Annotated in this window: 19 protein-coding genes; 8 read left to right on the top strand and 11 right to left on the bottom strand. The window is 41.2% G+C overall.

What is annotated here, in order from left to right:
* Positions 1–152: 152 nt before the first annotated feature.
* Positions 153–704: a DJ-1 family glyoxalase III gene (locus BQ7394_RS10690; RefSeq protein WP_075557426.1), complete on the bottom strand. Its 552-nt coding sequence runs from the start codon at positions 702–704 to the stop codon at positions 153–155.
* Positions 701–2,353, bottom strand: coding sequence for an ATP-binding protein (locus tag BQ7394_RS10685; protein ID WP_075559978.1), 1,653 nt, complete (start codon positions 2,351–2,353; stop codon positions 701–703). Before BQ7394_RS10685 ends, BQ7394_RS10690 begins: the two co-directional genes overlap by 4 nt.
* A 206-nt stretch (positions 2,354–2,559) precedes the next feature.
* Here BQ7394_RS10685 and BQ7394_RS10680 point away from each other — a divergent pair, with 206 nt between their 5' ends.
* The 6 genes from BQ7394_RS10680 (at position 2,560) to BQ7394_RS10660 (ending at position 8,535) form a co-directional block, all read left to right on the top strand.
* Entirely contained in the window at positions 2,560–3,861 is a 1,302-nt protein-coding gene (locus BQ7394_RS10680; protein ID WP_075557425.1) for a phenylacetate--CoA ligase family protein, read from the top strand.
* A 31-nt stretch (positions 3,862–3,892) separates the two neighbouring features.
* The gene (locus tag BQ7394_RS10675; protein WP_075557424.1) at positions 3,893–4,318 is read left to right on the top strand and encodes an acetolactate synthase; all 426 of its coding nucleotides are present in this window, start codon (positions 3,893–3,895) and stop codon (positions 4,316–4,318) included.
* A gap of 14 nt (positions 4,319–4,332) precedes the next feature.
* A complete protein-coding gene (locus tag BQ7394_RS26630) occupies positions 4,333–4,473 on the top strand; it encodes a symporter small accessory protein (RefSeq protein WP_195371355.1) in 141 nt (46 codons plus the stop codon).
* On the top strand, positions 4,470–6,029 hold the full coding sequence (locus tag BQ7394_RS10670) for a sodium:solute symporter family protein (RefSeq protein WP_075557423.1): 1,560 nt from the start codon (positions 4,470–4,472) through the stop codon (positions 6,027–6,029). The genes BQ7394_RS26630 and BQ7394_RS10670 overlap by 4 nt, the downstream gene beginning before the upstream one ends.
* Before the next feature lie 218 nt (positions 6,030–6,247).
* Complete coding sequence (locus BQ7394_RS10665) at positions 6,248–7,165, top strand: substrate-binding domain-containing protein (RefSeq protein ID WP_075557422.1); 918 nt, start codon at positions 6,248–6,250, stop codon at positions 7,163–7,165.
* A complete protein-coding gene (locus BQ7394_RS10660) occupies positions 7,162–8,535 on the top strand; it encodes an ATP-binding cassette domain-containing protein (protein ID WP_075557421.1) in 1,374 nt (457 codons plus the stop codon). Before BQ7394_RS10665 ends, BQ7394_RS10660 begins: the two co-directional genes overlap by 4 nt.
* Here the strand turns inward: BQ7394_RS10660 and BQ7394_RS10655 are convergent.
* Positions 8,528–10,036 carry a PAS domain-containing sensor histidine kinase gene (locus tag BQ7394_RS10655; RefSeq protein ID WP_075557420.1) on the bottom strand — a complete coding sequence of 503 codons (1,509 nt, stop codon included), beginning with the start codon at positions 10,034–10,036 and terminating at the stop codon, positions 8,528–8,530. The two genes, BQ7394_RS10660 and BQ7394_RS10655, sit on opposite strands and share 8 nt — an antisense overlap.
* Before the next feature lie 148 nt (positions 10,037–10,184).
* On the opposite strand from BQ7394_RS10655, the gene BQ7394_RS10650 reads away from it, so the two are divergent.
* A complete protein-coding gene (locus BQ7394_RS10650) occupies positions 10,185–12,311 on the top strand; it encodes a Tex family protein (protein WP_075557419.1) in 2,127 nt (708 codons plus the stop codon).
* 1 nt (position 12,312) lies between these two features.
* A complete protein-coding gene (gene ybaK / locus BQ7394_RS10645; protein ID WP_075557418.1) occupies positions 12,313–12,795 on the top strand; it encodes a Cys-tRNA(Pro) deacylase in 483 nt (160 codons plus the stop codon).
* Between the two features lie 238 nt (positions 12,796–13,033).
* On the opposite strand, the gene BQ7394_RS10640 is transcribed toward ybaK, so the two are convergent.
* From BQ7394_RS10640 to BQ7394_RS10605, 8 genes are all read right to left on the bottom strand, one after another.
* Positions 13,034–13,432: a lipocalin-like domain-containing protein gene (locus BQ7394_RS10640; RefSeq protein ID WP_075557417.1), complete on the bottom strand. Its 399-nt coding sequence runs from the start codon at positions 13,430–13,432 to the stop codon at positions 13,034–13,036.
* A gap of 9 nt (positions 13,433–13,441) precedes the next feature.
* Positions 13,442–14,569: a bifunctional histidinol-phosphatase/imidazoleglycerol-phosphate dehydratase HisB gene (hisB, locus tag BQ7394_RS10635; RefSeq protein ID WP_075557416.1), complete on the bottom strand. Its 1,128-nt coding sequence runs from the start codon at positions 14,567–14,569 to the stop codon at positions 13,442–13,444.
* Positions 14,570–14,571: 2 nt separating this feature from the next.
* A complete protein-coding gene (gene hisC, locus BQ7394_RS10630) occupies positions 14,572–15,603 on the bottom strand; it encodes a histidinol-phosphate transaminase (RefSeq protein WP_075557415.1) in 1,032 nt (343 codons plus the stop codon).
* Entirely contained in the window at positions 15,600–16,880 is a 1,281-nt protein-coding gene (gene hisD, locus BQ7394_RS10625; RefSeq protein ID WP_075557414.1) for a histidinol dehydrogenase, read from the bottom strand. Before hisD ends, hisC begins: the two co-directional genes overlap by 4 nt.
* A gap of 3 nt (positions 16,881–16,883) precedes the next feature.
* Positions 16,884–17,735, bottom strand: a complete 852-nt coding sequence (gene hisG / locus BQ7394_RS10620; protein ID WP_075557413.1) for an ATP phosphoribosyltransferase — start codon at positions 17,733–17,735, stop codon at positions 16,884–16,886.
* 249 nt (positions 17,736–17,984) lie between these two features.
* Positions 17,985–18,302: a DMT family transporter gene (locus BQ7394_RS10615; RefSeq protein WP_075557412.1), complete on the bottom strand. Its 318-nt coding sequence runs from the start codon at positions 18,300–18,302 to the stop codon at positions 17,985–17,987.
* 9 nt (positions 18,303–18,311) lie between these two features.
* A complete protein-coding gene (locus BQ7394_RS10610) occupies positions 18,312–20,861 on the bottom strand; it encodes a M1 family metallopeptidase (protein WP_075557411.1) in 2,550 nt (849 codons plus the stop codon).
* A gap of 6 nt (positions 20,862–20,867) precedes the next feature.
* On the bottom strand, positions 20,868–21,323 hold the full coding sequence (locus BQ7394_RS10605) for a DUF4268 domain-containing protein (protein WP_075557410.1): 456 nt from the start codon (positions 21,321–21,323) through the stop codon (positions 20,868–20,870).
* Position 21,324: the final 1 nt, after the last annotated feature.

Here is a 21,324-nt window from a genome sequence, read left to right as displayed (position 1 = left end):
GAATATAATGCTTTCGTCTTTCTTCTGAAGACAAGAAACAACACTTCAAAGATAAGAATTTGCAGGCAATCTTATATACCCCAATGAAAGAACTGTAAAAAGGTGGTGATGGTTCAGGAGTTTCGTTTGAAAACAAAACTCCTGACTATATATTACATATTGACTTGTAAAGCTGCAGCCACTTCATCTGCGATTTCTTCGTCGCGGAGAGATTTCAGAATGGCTAATCCAAATTCAAAAACAAATCCCGGACCTTTGCAGGTTATGATGTTACCATCCTGTTCTACACCGGTATAGGTTGGTGTTGCTCCTATCATGGTGGGTTCGAAATTAGGAAAACAAGTAGCCCTACGGCCTTTTAACAGGCCTAAGCCTCCTAAAACCATAGGTCCGGCACAAATAGCAGCCAATATTACGTCTTCCTGATATTTTTTCAGGATAAGTTCCTTCAGGCGTGTACAGGTATTCAAGTGATTACTACCGGGAATACCTCCGGGGAGGATCAAAGCATCCACAGCACTGAAATCCGCTTCTTCAAAAACAAAATCAGCTACAACAGGAATGTTATGTGCTCCCATTACTTTCAATTCTCCCATAATAGAGACAGTCGATACCCTGATACCTCCTCTGCGTAATATATCGACAGTACCTAGTGCTTCAATTTCTTCAAATCCTGTTGCCAGGAACACAAATGCTTGTTTCATATCTTCTCTTTGTTTTTATTTAGGTAATATTTGATTTTATATTTCAACAAAGGTATGTCAACCGGTTTGACCAGATAATCATCGAATTGACAATCTTTAGCCTTCTCTTTTTCCTTATCGAATGCAAATGCAGAGAGAGCCAGAATTGGGACATCCGAGGAAAGCCTCCGTATATCGCAGGTTGCAGAAAATCCATCCATTACAGGCATTTTTATATCCATCAGGATTAAATCGGGTTTATAAATTTTAAACATCTGTACTGCTACTTCCCCATTCTCCGCGTAGATCAGGCGATACTGCTGCTTCAGGACAGCCTGCAACAAAAGGTAATTTTCCAGTACATCCTCTGCAACAAGAATAGTAAATTGACCCGGTAAAGCATCCGGAATAATCTCTGTAGGTACCTTATCGTCTTTTTCATTTAGTGCAGGAGCTGTTGAATCGGTTATAGGCAAAGTAAACCAGAAAGTAGAGCCTTTTCCCAATTCCGACCTGAGTCCTATTTCTCCACCCAGTTTTTCTATGATCATTTTACAAATGGATAAACCTAAGCCTGTCCCCTGCCTGAAATCATCCAGTTTTACAAACCGGTCAAAGACAGAAGCCTGCTTCTCTTTTGCAATTCCGATCCCGGTATCGGTAACAGAAACACGGACAAACTCTCCTTCAACTTCGTATGACAAAGAGACAAAACCCTGATAAGTACATTTTATTGCATTGGAAAGAAGATTGAGCAATACCTGCTCAACACGCTGTGTATCTGTCTGTATTCTAACAGAAGGCAGTAAATCCCCATGAAACAATAAAGCGACATCCGATGTCATTTTCAGGGATTGTGAAACATATACTTCATGACAAATATCTTTCAAATCTACCCATGAAATATTATAGTTCAATGTTCCTGATTCTATTTTTGCAAAATCAAGGATATCATTAATCAGCTGGAGTAACAGATCACTGTTATTATTGATTATTGTAAGGAACTCTTGCTGTTCACTTGCATTATCCGTTTCTGTGATTAATCTTGAGAAACCGACAATTGCATTCAAAGGCGTTCGTATTTCATGACTCATATTAGCAATAAAAGCATTCTTCATCTTATCGGCCTCTTGCGCTTTAATCAGGTCCAGTTCATTTTGACGTTGTTCAGTAATATCCCAAAGCATAGCCAACAATAAAGGGGAAGCTCCCGGGTCCGGATTCGTAATTAAAAGGCGAACCATATTTACAACACGGATCTCACCATTAGGCTTCTCATATTCGATCATCGACTTATCCGATCTTCCATGATTTATGGTTGAATAATCTTCTGTACGGATTTCATGGGCTCTCCGCGGATCGGAGAAAAGATCAAAATCTGTTTTCCCGATCACCTCAGAGGCATTCACCCCCATAAAATCTTCTGCAGCCTGATTGAAATAGATATATTTGAAACTATCAAAAACGTCTTTTACTGAAATTGCCACAAAAATATTAGAGAGAATAGTATTCATTAATATGTTCAGAAAGTTTATTTTCCGCTGATTCAGAAGATTTTCGTTCATTTTCTCTATTTCAGCATCTTTCAAAGCATATTGGGCAATATCTGTCTCCAAAACTTTTATTCGATTTATCAACTCTTCCCTGGAAAGGTTTTCGTATGTATCCATATAATATAATTCAAGGTTTGTATAAAATTCACACCGGTGTGTATCCTGATGGCAAATGTAATTATAATTTCTAATGAACGTTGATAAATAAGCATTTAAATAACCGGTTTTTATAATTTTGACATAAAATGCAGCTATAATCCAAAATAAAAGATACATTTGCAGTCTAATTTCATGAATTAAACACAATATAATACGAAAAAGCTATGATGTATTGGCAGAAAGATATTGAGACTATGAGTCGTGAAGAACTGAGTAAATTCCAGTTGGAGCGATTAAAAAAGACAATAGAATTAGCCGGACACTCCCCATTCTACAACAAAGTACTGAAAGATAGCGGTATAACAGCCGACAGTATACAATCATTGGATGATTTGCAAAAAATCCCATTTACTACAAAAGACGATTTACGCAGTAATTATCCATTTGGCATGGCCTCTATTCCTATCAAGGATTGCGTGCGGGTTCACTCTTCCAGCGGAACAACCGGTAATCCGACAGTTGTATTACATTCAGCAAAAGACCTGGAACAATGGGCCAATCAAGTAGCCCGTTGTATGTATATGGTCGGTTTACGTGATACCGATGTATTCCAGAATACATCAGGCTATGGCATGTTTACCGGTGGTTTGGGGTTCCAGTACGGGGCAGAAAAGCTAGGAGCCTTAACCGTTCCGGCAGCTGCCGGAAATACCAAACGCCAGATCAAGTTTATTACAGACTTTGGAACAACCTGCCTGCATATCATCCCGAGTTATGCAACCCGTTTGGCTGAAGTGATGTATGAAATAGGAATAGATCCGCGAAAAGATACTAAATTGCATACGGTTTGTATCGGGGCCGAACCTCATTCGGAAGAACAACGTAAACGTATCGAGCAGTTATTGGGAGTAAAAGCTTACAACTGTTTCGGTATGTCGGAAATGAACGGGCCCGGCGTCGCTTTTGAATGTACGGAACAAAACGGTCTGCATATCTGGGAAGATTATACGATTGTAGAGATAGTTGACCCGCAAACATTACAACCTGTACCGGATGGAGAGGTCGGTGAATTGGTCCTGACTACTATAAACCGGGAAGCTATGCCGCTTCTACGTTATCGTACCCGCGACTTGACTTGTATTATTCCCGGCGAATGCCCTTGTGGGAGAACTCATAAACGTCTTGCCCGTTTCAAAGGTCGTAGCGACGATATGATCATCCTGAAAGGTGTGAACCTGTTCCCCATCCAGATTGAAAAGATTTTGATGCAGTTCAAAGAATTAGGCAGTAATTATCTGATCACTATCGAGACGGTAAACAATAGTGATGAAATGTTGATAGAGGTAGAATTAAGTGATCTGTTTACAGACGATTATAGCGTATTGCAACGTCTGGCTAAAGATATCACAAGACAATTGAAAGACGAGTTATTGCTTACTCCCCGCTTAAAATTGGTTGCAAAAGGTTCACTGCCTGTGCAGGAAGGTAAAGCCATAAGAGTAAAAGACTTACGTAGATTTTCTTAAATGATTGTTCAATAAATAAAAAGATACAGCTATGACAGTAAATCAAATTTCTATTTTCCTGGAAAATAAGTATGGAAAGCTAAGTGAAATCCTGGCTCTGCTTGCTGAAGAAAAAATACGGATCATTGCCGCAACGATCGCAGACACCTCTGAATATGGTATTTTGCGTATCATTGTTAGTGATCCTCAAAAAGCATATAAGATATTGAAAAGCAACAATGTGAGTGCCAACCTTACAGATGTTTTGGCTATTGTTACAAACTCCTGTGCCGGAAGTTTTGCCGAAACATTGAGGCATTTTACAAAAGCTGGTTTAACAATCGAATATATGTATTGCTTCTCTATGAATGAAAAATCGATTCTGATCCTCCGCACTAACAACCGGGAAGTTGCCCGGGAAGTGATTCGCCATCAGAGTCTGGAATACATCTGCGAAAGCGACTTAATGAAATTATAAAAAACAAATAACAAATGTTCGGAATAGACGATCCTGGTATCTGGTTAGCCTACTTGTTAGCCTTTGCATGTTTAATTTTTTCTTTATGGTTCGGTATTGCCAATTGGAATAAAGGAGATAAAGAGAGTGATAACCCTAAACAACCCGATAAATGAATACGCTTACCCTTGGAATTGTTGTTATAGTTTACATGTTTGTTATCGCCTGGTTAGGGTATATCGGATATAAACAGACAAAAAATGCCAGTGATTATTTATTAGGGGGACGAAAGGTAAACCCCATTATCATGGCTCTGTCTTACGGAGCAACATTTATTTCAGCTTCAGCCATTGTTGGCTTTGGCGGAGTGGCTGCGACCTTTGGTATGGGTATTCAATGGTTATGCCTGCTGAACATGTTTATGGGAGTTGTCGTTGCATTTATCTTTTTCGGAAGAAGAACCCGTAAATTAGGAGAAGAACATAATGCGCGCACCTTTCCTCAGTTATTGGGATTACATTATAATTCACGCAGTATACAAATATTTATAGCTGCGATCATCTTCATCGGTATGCCTTTATATGCCGCCGTGGTAATGAAAGGCGGTGCCGTATTTATCGAACAGATGTTTCATATCGATTTACATCTGGCATTATTGATTTTTACTTTGATTGTTGCAGCTTATGTAATTACCGGAGGGATTAAAGGCGTTTTGTATACAGATGCTTTACAAGCTGTAATTATGTTCGTATGCATGTTGTTCCTGCTCGTTTGGTTCTATCATGTAATGGATATGGGATTTGTAGAAGCGAACCAGAAGCTATCCGAGATTTCCCCATTGGTTCCCGATCGTTTTAAGGAACTGGGACATCAGGGATGGACTGCGATGCCGGTGACAGGTTCTCCACAATGGTATACGTTGGTTACTTCATTGATTATGGGTGTCGGCATAGGATGCCTGGCCCAACCTCAGTTAGTCGTACGATTTATGATGGTGGAAAGTACCAAGCAATTGAATCGTGGCGTATTAATCGGTTGTGTATTCCTGATTGTTACGGTAGGAGCCATTTATCACGTAGGTGCTTTGTCTAATTTGTTTTTTCTTAAAACAGAAGGTGTTGTAGCTTCAGAAGCAATAAAAGACATGGATAAGATCATACCGTTGTTTATCGATCGTGCCATGCCTGAATGGTTCGGTGCCGTCTTTATGTTGTGTATCTTATCAGCCAGTATGTCTACGTTGAGTGCACAATTCCATACAATGGGAGCTGCATTCGGTGCTGATGCTTTTCCTTATTTAGGACGCAATAAAAATAATAACTCAACTATGGGGGTTCGTATTGGTGTTTTATGCTCCATTCTTGTTAGTTATATTATCTGCTACACATTGAGTGCCGGAATTATTGCACGTGGAACAGCTTTGTTTATGGGGATATGTGCAGCTACATTCCTGCCTACTTACTTTTGTTCTTTATATTGGAAAAAAGCAACAAAGGAAGGTGCTTTAGCCAGTTTATGGACCGGAGCATTAGCCAGTTTGGTTGCCATGTTGTTTTTTCACAAAGCAGAAGCAAGTGCTATCGGTTTGTGTAAAACATTGACAGGGAAGGATGTATTAATCGATGTATATCCTTGGTTTGCCATAGATCCTATATTATTTGCACTCCCATTATCCATTATTGCGATTATTGTAGTGAGTCTGTTGACACAAAAGAAATCAGATAACATATAATTTGAACTATGTTAGTTTTTCTTATATGCTAGAAAACATAAATTAGCATTTTAACTATTGCTATTTATAGAAAAACCACGATATTTGCATCGTGGTTTTTTCATAATAGTATTAGATTTAAGGTTAACAAAGTTGGTTAGGGCTTGTCGTGAGACAGGCTTTAATTATTTATAGACCTCTCCTTTTCCGGTAAAATTCCTACCTTTGCAAGAAAAAAGATGATCAAATACTTTTGTTTACTCTTTCTGATTTTATGCAGTTGCAATAATAAGCCCAAAGAGAGTGATACTATTCATGTATCTGTTCTTAGAGGTCCGTCTGTTATTGCATTTGCTAAAATAATCGAGGATAGTCCGAAAATAGAAGGAAGGCGGTTATCTGTCGATATCGTTGATTCACCGGAACAAATGCAGGCCCTCCTGATAAAAGGGGAAGCAGAAATAGCCGCACTTCCTATGATCAATGCCGCGAACTTATATAATAAAGGCCTGAAATACTCCTTACTGGGCTGTCCGGTTTGGGGAAATCTTTATATCGTCGGTAAAAAGGGAGATCATGCTCAAACATCAGAAACAAAAACATTACATATTTTCGGAGCCGGTACTACTCCTGATATTTTAACCCGCTACTATTTGAAACAGAAAGGTCTATCTTGCTCTTTGAATTACTCTTTTACTACACCTCTTGAAATAACCCAGGGATTGCTTAGTAATCAGATCCGGAGGGCTGTATTGGCTGAACCATTCTTAAGTATTGCATTGAAAAAAGACAGTACTATATATATTGAATCAAACCTGAACAATCCGGACAGTACTTCACCAGGATTTGCCCAGACCGCTATCGTTTATGCTCCTTCGTTAAGTGATAAAAGAACAGTACTGGACAGTTTATTGAATAAATCCTGCAGGTTCGCTATATATCAACCGGAGGAAGCCATACGCATCCTTGAAAGCCGGAAAATATTTACTCCCGGTGCGTTGACTCCGGAAAGTATTGAACGATGCCGCATTAAATATTTATCAATAGGAGAAGCTAAAGAAAGTATTCTCGATTTCCTGCGTTTGATAAAAGAATATGAACCCAAAGCCATAGGAGGAAAACTTCCGGATGACGCTTTTTTATCAGGTAAGCAATGAAAAAAGGGATAATATCATTAATATCAGTTTGCATTTTACTCTTTTTCTGGCAACTGACTGCATCTTATATGAATCAGCCGGAACTGATACCTTCCGTCCCTGATCTTTTAAAAACATTACTCCAGTTATTCGGTAGCGAGACATTTTATCAACACGTATGTGCAACGGTATTCCGTGGTATATCAGGAATACTCCTGTCATTGGTTATCGCTTTATTATCAGCTTTTTTGTTTGCACGCTACGAATTGCTCTATGAACTATTCAGGCCGTTATTAACAATTATGAGATCTGTTCCGGTTATCTCCTTTATTTTGCTGGCTTTGATATTTCTGAATCCGGAAAGTATTCCATTAATGATTGCTTTTTTGACTATGTTTCCTCTGTTGACAGAAAATCTGACAAAAGGTATCTTGAATCTTCGTCCGGGCCTATCCCTGATGGCTGATCAATTTAAAGTCAACAAAAGAAATAAATTGATGCAGGTTATTTATCCTCAATTAAATCCTTTTCTTTTCAGTGGGCTGGCATCTGCGGTAGGATTCGGCTGGCGGGCAATTATAATGGGAGAAGTTCTTTCCCAATGTAGCCTGGGGATCGGAGGTGAGATGAAACGGGCACAAAATTTTATTGCTGTCCCTGAATTGATAGCATGGACCATCATTGCGATTCTGATTAGTTTTCTGTTTGATAAAGGAATCAGTAAAATGGCTTCAGTAAAATGGAATATACTATACAACAGTACAAGTCATGATGTAAAGAGTAAACTTCCCTCTCCTATAAGAATAACAGATATAACCTTTCATTATGCCGGAACAAAGGTCTTGTCCAGTTTCTCTTATACTTTCGAACCTGGTATTATTTATGGTATAAAAGCTCCTTCAGGAACAGGAAAAACAACATTACTGAACCTAATTAACGGTTCATTGAAACCCACAAACGGAATGATCGATCTTAAGGATCAAAATATCTCCAATGTGTTTCAGGAACCGGAATTACTATCTCATCTGACTATATTACAAAATGTATCTCTTCCTTTGGCCTCTGTTTATAACAAAAACACATCTGAAGCAAAAGCAATGGAAATGTTGCAATTAGTTGAAATGGATATGCAGGCTGAACGATATCCGAATGAACTTAGCTACGGACAACAACAACGTGTCGCTTTAGCACGCACACTGGCTTTTCCTTCTACAATCATGCTTCTGGACGAGCCTTTCAAAGGATTGGATAAAACATTGACCTTCCGCATTATCAGGCAGATACTCTCACGACAAGCAACAACCAGACAAATAATTATTTTCACTTCTCATAATCCGGAGGAGCTGACACTTCTGGCCTCAGTAACAATTCAGTTACCCGAGATCAATTAATCTTCACAGGATTACAGGGGATTGTAAACCAAAAAGTAGAACCGGAACCTTCTTCTGATTCCACCCCGATTTCACCATTTAGCATAGTTATAATCGTTTTGCAGATCGACAGCCCAAGGCCGGTTCCCTGTTTAAATTTATCCAGTTTCACGAACCGGTCGAAAATAGAGGCTTGATCCTTTTTACTGATTCCTGTACCGGTATCGGTTACATAAACATAAATACCATTTTTCGTTAGTTTATACCCAAACCGGATAGAACCGGATGAAGTAAACTTGATGGCGTTGGATAAGAAATTTGTCAATACCTGGGTAAGCCTTGTTTTCTCAGAAATGATGCAATAGTTGTTGCCATCATTTTCAAAAATCACTTTCACTTCGGATTCAGCTCTTAGTGTGAATGCATGTTCCTGTGGTTTGAACAGGTCATTCAAGCTAAAGTTAGTATATATAAACTCAAGTTTACCCGATTCTATCTTGGAAATATCGAGGATATCATTAATTAGTTGTAATAGAAAATCATTACTGGATTCAATAATCTTAAGATATTCTTGTTTTTCTTCCGGGCTGTCGACCTGTGCCATTAATGTAGAAAAGCCGACAATAGCATTCAGCGGAGTACGGATTTCATGACTCATATTGGCAATAAAAGCCGATTTCATACGGTCACTTTCTTCTGCCAGACGTTTGGCCTGTACATCAGCCTCATGCCGCTTATCTACCGTTATATCTCTTAAAATGCCAATTGCCTTCAAAGGCCTTCCATCATCTCCAGACTCATAAACTTCACCTATCTTTTCGAGCCAGACATATTCATCAGAGAAATATTTACAACGAAAACTCAACTTCAATGAGTCTATCTCTCCACGGGCAAAAGCATTGACTATATCCCGGTACATCTGTTGATCGGCCGGATGAATCTTTTCCGTAAAACTTTCATGAGAAATATAAGTGTGAATCATTTCTCCGTCTTTTACCAGAGATAACTCAGCCGTTTCATTTATTACATCCCATATCCACGGGTATATGCGTCCGGCCATACAAGAAAGGGCCAGCCTCTTATTGTTTTCATGTAATTCATCTTCTATTCTGCGTTGTTTGGTGATATCCCACGACATCCCCAGCAGATAAGGGGCTTTTCCTTCCCGGGGAACAAGTAGTTTCATCGTATCCATCGAACGAAGTTCTCCCCTCGGATCGAGCATTTGTTCAACATAACGTTGCATTTTACCGGAACGAAGCACTCTCTCATCCATGTCACGAAAACTTTGTGCCGCAACCGGATCAATAAACAAATCAAAGTCTGTCTTTCCCACAACATCGTTATGAAAACGGCCGTAAATCTGATTCATCATTGGGCTTGAATATACATAGCGAAAGTCATCCCCCGTATCTTTCACAAAAAAATACATTGGTACCGAATTGACTATATTCGACAACAATCCGGACAAATCCTTATATTTTTGTTCCAATAAATTTATATCAGAATTGGTTGGTATCATACATGTTAAATTCCTAGATGATTATGTCTTCACAAAAGTCTTGAAAATAAACGAAAGTAGCAAATAATGCAAGAAAGAACTTGATGTGGAAAGTAAAATAATCGGTAAAAGATTATCTTTGTAGACTATAAACAGATAGTATATAAGTATGATGACATTATTCCATTCGCTTATCTCCCATTCTTTAGGTATTCCGGCAGGACAAGTTGAAAGAACGATCGGACTACTTAATGAAGGGGCGACAATCCCTTTCATAAGCCGTTACCGGAAAGAGGTTACCGGAGGGCTCGATGAAGTTCAGATAGGAAATATCAAAGATCAGCTGGATAAACTGACCGAGCTCAAAAAACGTAAAGAAACGATATTAAGCTCCATAGAGGAACAAGGTAAACTGACTCCCGAGCTAAAGAAACGCATAGAAGACTCATGGGATAGTACGGAGATAGAAGACATCTACCTTCCTTATAAACCAAAACGAGTTACAAAAGCTGAAATAGCCCGTAAAAAAGGGTTAGAGCCGCTTGCTAAGATCATCATGATACAAAATGAACATGACTTGGCGGCACGTGTGAAAAGTTTTATCAAAGGAGAAGTGAAAAATGCCGTTGAGGCATTACAGGGGGCACGTGATATCATTGCCGAGTGGGTGAATGAAAATGAAGGAGCTCGTAATGCTGTGCGTAACTCTTTTGCTCATACCGGGATGATCTCATCGAAGGTAATCAAAGGAAAAGAGGAAGAAGGGGCTAAGTATCGGGACTATTTTGATTTCAGCGAACCACTGAACCGATGCAGTTCCCACCGCCTGCTGGCTCTTCGTCGCGGAGAAGCAGAAGGTATCCTCAGAGTCAGTATATCTCCCGATACGGATACGACACTCGATCGTTTGAAAAGGCGTTTCGTAAAAGGTAACAGCGAAGTTTCCGACCAGGTAGCCGATGCCGTAGACGATTCTTATAAACGGCTCCTTAAGCCCTCCATTGAAACGGAATATGCCAATCTGAGCAAAGCTAAAGCAGACGAAGAAGCCATCCGTGTTTTTGCAGAGAACCTCCGGCAACTTTTACTGGCTCCTCCATTGGGTCAAAAACGTGTATTAGGCGTAGATCCGGGATATCGTACCGGTTGTAAGTTGGTGTGCCTGGATGCACAAGGAAATTTGCTTCACAATGAAGCGATCTATCCCCATCCGCCACAGAACGAGAAAAGTAAAGCGGCTGCCAAGGTTTCCCAGTTGGTATCGACTTATGCAATCGATGCCATTGCGATAGGTAACGGAACGGCCAGTCGTGAAACGGAGCAATTCATTACCAATATCCGTTATGACAGGAAGGTACAGGTCTTTGTTGTCAGCGAGAACGGAGCGTCTATCTATTCCGCATCTAAAATTGCACGGGATGAATTTCCTGAATATGATGTAACGGTACGCGGTGCCGTCAGTATCGGACGCCGGTTGATGGACCCGCTGGCCGAACTGGTTAAAATCGATCCGAAAAGCATTGGTGTCGGTCAATACCAACATGATGTGGAACAAGGAGCTTTGAAGAAAAGCCTGGACCAGACGGTAGAAAGTTGCGTAAATATGGTTGGGGTGAATGTGAATACGGCCAGCAAACATCTACTCACGTATATTTCAGGTCTGGGCCCCACCCTGGCACAAAATATTGTGGATTACCGTGCAGAACACGGTCCTTTCCAATCGAGACGCGAGTTAATGAAAGTGCCCCGCATGGGAGAAAAAGCTTTTGAACAAAGTGCCGGATTCTTACGCATCCAAAACGGGAAGACGCCTTTGGATAATTCGGCCGTTCATCCGGAAAGTTATCCGATCGTAGAACAGATGGCGAAAGATTTGAAATGTACGGTAGAAGAGCTGATCACCAATAAGGAGTTGAAGAAAAAGCTGGATCTTACCAAATATATCACAGAGAAAGTCGGTATGCCGACCTTACTCGATATTATGGAAGAACTGGATAAGCCGGGAAGAGATCCTCGCCAGGCGATACAGGTCTTTTCTTTCGATCCTACCGTCAAAACGATAGAAGACTTAAAAGAAGGTATGGTATTGCCCGGAATCGTAACGAATATTACGAACTTCGGATGTTTTGTCGATGTCGGTATCAAGGAGAACGGACTGGTTCATATTTCGGAACTGGCCGATCGTTTCATCAGCGATCCGACACAGGTTGTATCCATACATCAGCACGTCAAGGTGAAAGTTATGAGTGTGGACCTGGCCCGTAAGCGGGTTCAACTATCTATGAAAGGGTTATGATATGAAAATTAATAAGACAAATGTAGCAAGGCTGTTGGATAAAGCTAAAATAGTTTATCAGCTGGTGCCTTACGAAGTGGATGAAAATGATTTAAGCGCCACCCATGTTGCAGAACAACTGGGAGAAAATGTAGAACAGGTATTCAAAACATTGATCTTACATGGCGACAAAAGCGGATATTTCGTTTGTGTCATTCCCGGAGCGGATGAAGTGGATTTAAAGAAAGCAGCCAAAGTGTCGGGTAATAAAAAATGCGAAATGATCCCCGTTAAAGAGTTGTTGCCTTTGACCGGTTATATCCGGGGAGGATGTTCTCCTATCGGGATGAAGAAACATTTTCCCACTTATATCCATCTCAGTGCGGAGAATTTCGAAAATATCTATGTAAGTGCCGGACAACGCGGTTTGCAAGTTTTATTGGCTCCGGCCGACCTCATTCGCGAAACAAATGCTTCGCTGGCCGATCTGGTAAGCGGCGACTAGCTGCACAAACTCATTTTGACCGAAAAAACGATAGAATCACCTGACAATATCGTTTTTTCGATCAAAAAATAAGATTGTCAGCAAACAATTTCATTTTTTCATTCAAAAAGTAAAAGAATCACCGGACAATTTCATTTTTCCGGTCAAAAAATAAGATCGCCCGCAGTTTCTATCATTTTTTTGATCAAATGATGAAAGAAACTGCGGGCGCTACCATTTTTTCGGTCAAAAAGTGTTTTCAGAACTTTCTGAAAGTATATCTTTTCCCTTCGCTATTCAGGATCAAATGTTTTCTGTTGGACTCTTCAATGGTAAATGTGCGTACCGTTTCTTTCCAATCTGTATATTTAATAAAATTTGTTGCTTGACGCGGAACATTGGAAAGTTCCAGTGTTAACTGATTTTCATCTTTTAATGTATTAAAACCATGTTGCAACACATACATATTTGAATCCGGCAAATACACCTGATACATAAACAGCACATTTTGAAAATTATAAAACACTGTATCAGCCAGTATCACTTCTCCGTCAGCTTCCACCTGCTGCAACTGCCATTTGCCTTCCAGCTTATGTTCGATATCATCATTACATGCTGCCATTATGATTGCGACAGCGGCTATTAACCAGTATTTCATATAACTTTTTTATAAGACGCCCTTTGTGCTGGGCAATTCATATTTATAAATATCACGGCGTATCGCCATTTTTACAGATCGTGCCAAAGCTTTGAAGATTCCTTCTATCTTATGATGTTCGTTTGCTCCCTCCGCTTTAACGTTCAGATTCATGCGCGCTGCATCACTCAGGCTTTTAAAGAAATGGAGGAACATTTCGGTAGGCATATCACCTACCTTTTCACGATGGAATTCGGCATCCCAAACCAACCAGGGACGTCCTCCGAAGTCGAGAGCCACACTACACAGGCAATCATCCATAGGAAGGGAGTAGCCATACCTTTCAATTCCCCGTTTGTCGCCAAGAGCTTTCAACAAGGCTTCTCCAAGGGCGATTGCAGTATCTTCTATCGTATGATGTTCGTCTACATTCAAATCTCCTTTTACACGTATAACCAAATCAACTCCGGAATGTTTTCCTATCTGATCCAACATGTGGTCAAAAAAACCTAATCCGGTCGAGATTTCAGTTTTTCCGTTTCCGTCTAAATTGATTTCTACATAGATATCTGTCTCTTTTGTTGTACGTTGTACGACTGCACGACGCTCACCGGCAAAAAGATATTCCGTTACTTTATCCCAATCGTCAGTGATCAACACCGGTGAAATTGCGGGATGTTCGGCCAGTAACCGGTCGGCCTCTTCGTCGGCTGGGCGTAACCAGATCGCTTTAGAACCGAGGTTCACGGCCAGTTCCATATCAGTCAGACGATCGCCGATCACGTAACTGTTTTCCAGGTCGTATTCTCCACTCAGATATTTACCGAGCATACCTGTACGAGGTTTACGATTGGGCGAATTATCTTCCGGGAAAGAACGATCGATCAACGTGTCATCAAAGACAATCCCCTCACCTTCCAGCGCTTTGAGCATTTTGTTATGAGCAGGCCAGAAAGTGTTTTCCGGGAAAGAATCCGTACCCAGTCCATCCTGATTTGTCACCATGACAAATTCAAAATCCAACTGTTTACGTATGAAATATAAGTTACGGAACACTTTGGGGTAGAACTCCAGCTTTTCCAGACTATCCAGCTGATAATCTACCGGCGGTTCTATCACCAACGTCCCGTCCCTATCTATAAAGAGGGCTCTTTTCATCCTTATATACTTTTTAATGCTTTAAGTAATGCATCGTTTTCTTCAGGTGTACCAACAGTAATACGCAGGCAACCATGACACAAAGTTACATTATTTCTGTTACGTACAATAACGCCTTTCTTAACTAATTTATTATAGACAGAGTCGGCTTTACCAACATTAACAAGAATAAAGTTGGCATCGGTCGGATACATTTTATGTACAATGGGAAGTTCCGGTAACGCCGCCTGCAAACGAATACGTTCCGACATGATACGACGTAGCTGTCCTAACATTTCGCTTTCGTTATTCAAAATAGCCAAAGCACGTTCCTGCGTCAGAGTATTAACATTGTACGGATACTTGATCTTATTCAGGATTGCAACGATCTCAGGAGATGCAAATGCCATGCCCAAACGGATACCAGCAGCTCCCCATGCTTTGGAAAGCGTTTGCAGAACGACCAGGTTCGGGAATTTCTTCAGTTCAGGAACAAAGGATGGTTCCGTTGAAAAATCGATATAAGCCTCGTCCAATACGACAATCCCTTCAAAATTCTTCAGTATTTTGTAAATCTCATCCCGGTCAAGACTATTTCCTGTCGGATTATTCGGAGAACAAAGATAGATGATTTTCACCCACTCGTCCACTTCTTCCAGTAATTTGTCTGCATCCAGTTCAAAGTCTGCCGTCAATTCAACTTTCCTGAATTCCACATCGTTTACATTAGCGGCCACTTCATACATTCCGTACGAAGGAGTTATACTGACTATGCAGTCTACCGCCGGTTCGCAAAAGGCACGAATCAGAAGATCGATCGGTTCATCGCTTCCATTTCCCAGGAAGATCGAATTACGGTCTACATCCTTCAATTCAGCGATACGGTCTTTCAGCTCCCATTGCAACGGGTCGGGATAACGATTATAAGGTTCGTTATAAGGATTTTCATTGGCATCCAGAAAAACAGATGCACTTCCGTGAAACTCGTCTCTTGCTGAAGAATACGGTTTCAATTCCCAGATATTGGGTCTTACCAGGCTTTTTAAATCCATCATATTGTATTCAATCTAATAGTTACTGCATTACGGTGAGCATCCAGCTGTTCGTTCCCAGCCATGATCTGAATGGTTTCACCTAAGTTTTTAATACCATCGGCTGTGATCTCCTGGAAAGTTATCTTCTTGATAAAACTGTCCAGGTTTACACCGCTATATGCCTTGGCATATCCGTTGGTCGGTAAAGTATGATTTGTTCCGGAGGCATAATCTCCTGCACTTTCCGGTGTATAAGGGCCCATGAAGACACTACCGGCGTTCTCGATCTGTCCGGCAATATGGGGATAGTTCGCTGTTTGTATGATCAAATGTTCCGGAGCATACATGTTTGTGAAGTCGATCACTTCCTGTTCATCCTTCAAGACGATTATGCGACTATGGTCCAATGCCTTTTCTGTAATTTCTTTGCGGGATAATTTCGACAATTGCTCTTGAATGGCCTCGATCACAGGAGTAACAATCTCCTCAGACGAAGTGACCAATATGGCCTGACTGTCAGCTCCATGCTCTGCCTGTGAAAGAAAATCGGCTGCAATAAAATCAGGATTAGCAGTCTTATCGGCAATTACTTCTACTTCGGAAGGGCCGGCAGGCATATCGATAGCGACATCTTTCAGGCTCACAAGCTGTTTGGCTGCTGTCACATACTGATTTCCGGGACCGAATATTTTATAGACTTTAGGCACCGACTCTGTTCCATACGCCATAGCAGCGATAGCCTGTATCCCACCCGCTTTGAAGATCTTGCCGACACCTGCCGTCTTCGCAGCAAACAGGATAGCCGGATGTACCTTACCTTCTTTATCCGGAGGAGTGCACAATACGATTTCTTTACATCCCGCGATATGTGCCGGGACTGCCAGCATTAGCACCGTTGAAAACAAAGGAGCCGTTCCTCCCGGAATATACAATCCGACTTTTTCGATAGCAACGGCTTTCTGCCAGCAAGTTACACCTGGTGTCGTTTCTATCTTTTGCCCGGAGAAACGTTGCGAAGCATGAAATTTTTCGATGTTATCTTTAGCCGTACGGATAGCCTGTTTCAAATCGTCGGAAACGAGTCCGTAAGCCTCTTGCATTTCGGCCTCCGACACTTGAAGAGCCAATAGTTTCACCTTATCGAACTTCTCTTCATAACGCTTAACGGCCACATCCCCTTCGTTACGCACTTCATTCAAAACGGTCTGTACGGTATCGAATAAAGTCGTCACATCCAATGCCGGACGTTTGACCAAAGAGGGCCAGTCCTCTCTTGACGGATATTTAATTACTTCCATAGTTTAAAGTATCATCTTTTCAATCGGAATAACCAAAATACCTTCAGCACCCAGCGATTTCAGTTTGCCAATGATCTCCCAAAAATGTTTCTCGTCGATAACAGACTGAACAGAAACCCAGTCGCCGTTAGCCAACGGTGTTACTGTCGGGCTTTTCATACCGGGCAGAACCTCGATAATATCATCCAATTTATCTTTGGGGGCATTTAGTAAGACATATTTTTTACCTTCGGCAACCTGTATAGCTTCGAAGCGGAACAATAATTCGTCGAGGATTGCCAGCTTTTCTTCTGAAAGTTCATTGTTTGCAATCAAAAGAGCTTCACTCTGCATAACGACTTCTACTTCCTTTAGACGATTGCTAACCAGCGTACTGCCGGAACTTACAATATCAAAGATAGCATCTGCCAGACCGATACCCGGAGCTATTTCTACAGAACCGCTGATCACATGCAGGTCGGCCTTTACTCCTTTTTCTTTCAGGTAGGTTTTCAATATTTCAGGATATGAAGTAGCAATCGTTTTTCCTTCAAACCATTCCACTCCCTGATAATCTTCATCTTTCGGAATAGCCAGAGACACACGGCATCTACTGAATCCCAACCGTTTAACCAAACGGGCTTCTCCCCCTTTTTCTACATATTCATTTTCACCGACAATACCTACATCTGCCACACCGTTAGCCACAGACTGAGGAATATCATCATCGCGGAGAAATAAAACTTCTACAGGAAACCCTTTTGCCGATAAAAGCAAAATACGTTTGCCTCTGTTCAGTTTGATACCCGCTTCTTCCAATAATAGCATTGTTTCGTCGTATAAACGACCTTTCGATTGTACTGCAATTCGTAACATGTTTATCTTTATTTTAAAATTATATTCTCCAAAAACAAATAAGGCTTACCGAATGACGGCAAGCCTTATTTTATTTCTTATGCGTATCTACACACCTCACAGCCCACCGAACTATTGCCCGTTGTAATGATGGTGATGATGAGATACTCTTGTTTTCATTTTTTATTTTATTGATGCCGCAAAGTTACAATAATAATTGAAATTGCAAATAAATCTATCAAAAGATTAGCAAATAAGCTTACTTTTTTTCTACGAGGCCAGTTTTATTCCGATAATCCCACATATAACCAACATGGCTGAAAGGATACGCCATATACCTGCCGAGTCTCCAAAAAAGAAAATCCCTATCAATAAAGTTCCCACAGCTCCTATTCCCGTCCACACTACATAAGCAGTGCCGATCGGAATTGTCCGTTGTGCCAGATATAAAAAGTATCCGCTTAGTGCCATAGAAATAACGGCAACCGAAAGATAAAGAAAACGCGATCCCGTTGTTTGTGCCAGTTTCATGCCTACAGGCCAGCCCATTTCAAAAAGGCCTCCCAGCAACAAATAAATCCATCCCATAATTTATTCTTATTTAATTCTATATAAATGATCGGCTTGTTGCCGTATTTTATTTGCCAGCATCGGCGGATAATCCGGATAACTAATAAAGAATGCATCGACTTCAGCTCTAGCTTCGGGCGAAATATGCCCAGATAATAACGCACGCGCCCAAGCTGTCGGGAAAAATATATCACCGGTGCGCTGTATCTCCTGCATTTCCTCCAAAGCCGGACGAATATATGTAATAGCTTCTTTTTGTCGTAATTGATTATTCAGGTTTGCCAATACAGTAGAAGCCCAGGGTTCGACACGACGATTCTCAGCTATCAACAAAGAGGCAAAGACACTGTCGCGCACCTCTTTGTGGGGAGATACAGATGGGGATATAAATGCATATTCGCGCTTCCGGTCAGGGTTTGTTATACGCGATTGCTGAGTATTGACGATATTATCAGCCTGTTCCGGTAAATGAAGTGCCAACACATAAGATAGACTGATATAATCATTCTCACTTAAAATACAACTAACCGGAGCTTGCTCTTTTTTCCATATATTATATAATGTAGTAATCGCATCCGGAGATTTGGCCAAAGAACGATATGAACGGAAAGCCTGCAGGCGATGCTGCGGGACAGAGGATGTAGTTACGATTTGCCACAAAGTCTTTTCTAAAGTCTCCGTCTCCGCCGGATACAGACGCTGACAATTCCCGATATAACTCAAAGCAGCGGAAAATAGTAATGAGTTATCTTCTTTCGGTAAATAGTTCAGCATCGTTTCCATAAATAACGCCGGAGTAATAGCCTGGTTTAACAGATTCTCATACAGAGTGATCAATATAGAACCTCTCAACAACTCATTTTTACAACCAGGCAGATAAGCTGCACATGCTTGGGCATCCGTTTCATTCAGATGGAAAAAACCATATCCTTTTCCATCTATATTAGGAATAATGAAACTTCCTTCTTCCGGGAGCACTTTTAGTTTCTCTCGGATGGAATTTGAATTTCTCTCGAGAGAAACTGAAATTTCATTCGGATCCCCATTTTTAGGAACAATCAGGAAAGACAGATCCTGCGGCCAGTTAAGGCCACGGTTAAAATGATCTTTCTGAGTCACGATCAGACTATCGCCAACGAGCGAAGCTGTGATTTCCGGCATTCCTTTTTCATTCACCCAGATATGACTCCAGGAGGCCAGGTCATCATCAGTATATTTATCCAGAATACTGATAAGCCCGTCCCAGGTTGCATTCCCATAAGCATAAGTTTTCAGATACTCCTGAATACCTTGACGAAAAGCGTCCTTCCCCATTTTCTTGATCAGCATTTCAAGGACTACCGGCGACTTATCATAGATAATGTTGCCATACACTAAACCTGCATTACGAAGATTATCCAGGTTTTGCTTGATAGGATTCGCTCCGGCAGTACGGTCTTCTGAATAGGCCGGTGGAATGTAATCCTGCATAAAGCTCAGTGCATGATTCACATTCGGATACAAAGGTGTCACGATCTGTGAAGCAAAATAGTTGGCAAAAACCTCTTTCGTCCACACATCATCAAACCATTGCATGGTGACATAATCGCCAAACCACATGTGAGCCGTTTCGTGGGCAATCAGTGCGCTACGGCTTAATTGCTCGTTCAACGTCGGACTTTCGTTAAGAAACATTCTCCGATCCGTATAAAATGTAGCTCCTGTATGCTCCATGCCGCCAAACTGAAATCCGGGAAGGATGATCAGATCATATTTGGCAAAAGGATACGGGACATCCGTATATTCTTCCATCCAGGCTAATGCATCGAATACCTCTGATGCGATTGCCGGACACTGGGCTATCTTTTTCGGATCAGTTTCCCGGTGATATATAGATATATCTCTTCCGTCCCGCGTATATGTTTCGCGAACAAACTTTCCGGCAGTGAAAGCAAACAAATAAGTGCTTAACGGCTCCGTTTCCTTAAAAGAAATGATCTTACGACCAGGAACAGATACTGTATCCGTACTCTCGATTGCCCCGTTTGCCACCGCCTGCCACTCTTCCGGCATTTCCAGTGTCAGGGTAAACAGGGACTTCATATCCGGCTGATCGAAACAGGGAAAAGCAGTCCGTGCCCGATCAGGAACCAACAGAGTATAAAGGAACTCGTCCCTCCTATTCAAAGACTGGTCGGCGGGAATAAAATCAACGGTCACTTTATTCATTCCGACAACACTTCTTTCTGCCGGTATAAGAATATGTTCATTCTTGACTTCATAGGGAACAGGTTGCCCATTCAACAATACCAATGCAACTTGCGAAGATTCTTCACGAAAATCTATGATAATCGGCTGTTTTTTCTGTAAGGACAATTGAATTTCGGCATTACCTTTGACAGGTTCCTGTTTCGTCTCCGGAATGGAGAAAAACAGATTATACTTGACCTGCCCGAAATGCTCTTTTCTGAACTGTGCCAGTTCACGACTTACTCCGGCTTCCTGCAACGCAGCGTCTCTTTGCTGTGTTCCGCAGGCTGTTAACAAGCCAATGGCTGCTATTCCAGCAATATGGCATATCGTGTGAATGTGTTCCATATATTTTTACTCTCTCAAATATTCAGCGATCGACATAAAATTACGTTCCAGAATGTACATCTGCGACGCCATAAAAGTAAAGAATTCTCCCCAATCTTGTCTACGATGGAAATCGATTCCTTCTTTAGCTATATAAATACGGGCAACTTCTTTGCCTGTTTCCCTTACAAAACAAATATCCCAGATCAAACCTTCTGGAAAATCCTGCTCCAGCGTATCCTTATACCATGTAAGGCGCTCGAACATTTCCAACCGGAGATCTTCCCTTTTATGATTCACTTCAAGGATTACATAAGCGCCTGTACGGTTCGCGTCAAACTTCAGTTCCACGCCTTTCACCTTGGTATCATATAGCGTCCATATCTTCTTACGCCCTCTCAGGTTTGGCTGAACTTCACAAAAGGCGGCAAAGCTTTCCCAAAATTCCAGTTTCAGGTTCTTTAATTCGTCTTTACTATACATT

The sequence above is a fragment of the Parabacteroides timonensis genome (assembly GCF_900128505.1).
GTDB lineage: Bacteria > Bacteroidota > Bacteroidia > Bacteroidales > Tannerellaceae > Parabacteroides > Parabacteroides timonensis.
This window is presented reverse-complemented; position numbering and strand designations above follow the sequence as displayed.

Coding starts and splice junctions, on each gene's coding strand:
- hisD (WP_075557414.1), bottom strand. CDS start 16,880: ATGGAAGTAATTAAATATCCGTCAAGAGAGGACTGGCCCTCTTTGGTC.
- hisG (WP_075557413.1), bottom strand. CDS start 17,735: ATGTTACGAATTGCAGTACAATCGAAAGGTCGTTTATACGACGAAACA.
- hisC (WP_075557415.1), bottom strand. CDS start 15,603: ATGATGGATTTAAAAAGCCTGGTAAGACCCAATATCTGGGAATTGAAA.
- BQ7394_RS10615 (WP_075557412.1), bottom strand. CDS start 18,302: ATGGGATGGATTTATTTGTTGCTGGGAGGCCTTTTTGAAATGGGCTGG.
- hisB (WP_075557416.1), bottom strand. CDS start 14,569: ATGAAAAGAGCCCTCTTTATAGATAGGGACGGGACGTTGGTGATAGAA.
- BQ7394_RS10680 (WP_075557425.1), top strand. CDS start 2,560: ATGATGTATTGGCAGAAAGATATTGAGACTATGAGTCGTGAAGAACTG.
- BQ7394_RS10655 (WP_075557420.1), bottom strand. CDS start 10,036: ATGATACCAACCAATTCTGATATAAATTTATTGGAACAAAAATATAAG.
- BQ7394_RS10640 (WP_075557417.1), bottom strand. CDS start 13,432: ATGAAATACTGGTTAATAGCCGCTGTCGCAATCATAATGGCAGCATGT.
- BQ7394_RS10605 (WP_075557410.1), bottom strand. CDS start 21,323: ATGTATAGTAAAGACGAATTAAAGAACCTGAAACTGGAATTTTGGGAA.
- ybaK (WP_075557418.1), top strand. CDS start 12,313: ATGAAAATTAATAAGACAAATGTAGCAAGGCTGTTGGATAAAGCTAAA.
- BQ7394_RS10610 (WP_075557411.1), bottom strand. CDS start 20,861: ATGGAACACATTCACACGATATGCCATATTGCTGGAATAGCAGCCATT.
- BQ7394_RS26630 (WP_195371355.1), top strand. CDS start 4,333: ATGTTCGGAATAGACGATCCTGGTATCTGGTTAGCCTACTTGTTAGCC.
- BQ7394_RS10670 (WP_075557423.1), top strand. CDS start 4,470: ATGAATACGCTTACCCTTGGAATTGTTGTTATAGTTTACATGTTTGTT.
- BQ7394_RS10650 (WP_075557419.1), top strand. CDS start 10,185: ATGATGACATTATTCCATTCGCTTATCTCCCATTCTTTAGGTATTCCG.
- BQ7394_RS10685 (WP_075559978.1), bottom strand. CDS start 2,353: ATGGATACATACGAAAACCTTTCCAGGGAAGAGTTGATAAATCGAATA.
- BQ7394_RS10660 (WP_075557421.1), top strand. CDS start 7,162: ATGAAAAAAGGGATAATATCATTAATATCAGTTTGCATTTTACTCTTT.
- BQ7394_RS10690 (WP_075557426.1), bottom strand. CDS start 704: ATGAAACAAGCATTTGTGTTCCTGGCAACAGGATTTGAAGAAATTGAA.
- BQ7394_RS10675 (WP_075557424.1), top strand. CDS start 3,893: ATGACAGTAAATCAAATTTCTATTTTCCTGGAAAATAAGTATGGAAAG.
- BQ7394_RS10665 (WP_075557422.1), top strand. CDS start 6,248: ATGATCAAATACTTTTGTTTACTCTTTCTGATTTTATGCAGTTGCAAT.